The organism is Microbacterium sp. Ru50 (assembly GCF_002920555.1).
In the GTDB taxonomy this organism is placed as follows: domain Bacteria; phylum Actinomycetota; class Actinomycetes; order Actinomycetales; family Microbacteriaceae; genus Microbacterium; species Microbacterium arborescens.
Genome location: NZ_PQSV01000030.1, coordinates 1 through 801 on the forward strand (window position 1 = coordinate 1; position 801 = coordinate 801).

General features: G+C 72.7%; 2 protein-coding genes. One reads left to right on the forward strand and one right to left on the reverse strand.

All coding sequences use genetic code 11. From position 1 onward, the window contains the following. On the forward strand, positions 1 to 344 hold a 344-nt coding region (locus C3481_RS16050; protein WP_219817682.1), incomplete at its 5' end, for an SsgA family sporulation/cell division regulator. Between the two features lie 20 nt (positions 345 to 364). Here the strand turns inward: C3481_RS16050 and C3481_RS16055 are convergent. Beyond that, positions 365 to 745, reverse strand: a complete 381-nt coding sequence (locus C3481_RS16055) for a penicillin-binding transpeptidase domain-containing protein (protein WP_258039148.1) — start codon at positions 743 to 745, stop codon at positions 365 to 367. Between the last annotated feature and the right edge of the window lie 56 nt (positions 746 to 801).

The following is an 801-nucleotide window of genomic DNA, read 5'->3' on the forward strand; positions in this document are numbered from 1 at the left end:
GTCCGATGTCTGTGGTCGAACAGTACGCGCGCGCTCATATCGTCACGGACGAGGAGGACCCGGGGGCCGTACCCGTCGTGCTGCGGTACGACCCGGACACCGATCCCCGCTCCGTCCGGGTCGGGCTTCCCGGACCGCACGAGTGGACCTTCTCCCGCGCGCTCCTCGAACGGGGACTGCGGGCGCCCGCCGAGAGCGGCGACGTCCGCGTGTGGCCCTGCGGGCGCGTCCAGGCGGTGGTCGAGTTCCACACCGACGACGGGGTCGAAGTGGTGCAGTTCGAGTCGAAGACCCTGGTGCGGTTCCTGCGCCGCACCTACACCGTCGAGCCCGTACGGAGCTGATCGGGGCCGGGCGGGGCCGGTCAGCTCCCGAGCTTCAGCAGCTTCGCCACGATCGGGCCGGCCGTGTCACCGCCGTGCCCGCCCGCCTGGACCACGCCGGCGGCGGCGAGGTCGCCCCGGTAGGCGGTGAACCAGCCGTTCGGCTTCTTCTGCCCGTCGACCTCCGCCGAGCCGGTCTTCGCGCCGTAGTCCGGGCCGAGCCCCGACATCGCCTCGGCGGCCGTGCCGTACGCGGCCGTGTACCGCATCAGCTCGCGGAGCTGGGACAGCGTCTTCGGCGACAGGGTGCGTGAGGCGGTGGCCAGCGTGCGGTGGTCCACGGACGGCGAGACCAGGTACGGCTGGTGGAAGGTGCCCGACTTCACGGTCGCCGCCACGGACGCCATGTTCAGCGGGTTCATGCGCACCCCGGCCCTGCCCGATCAGCGAGGCCGCCATCTGCGCCGCCGACTGCACC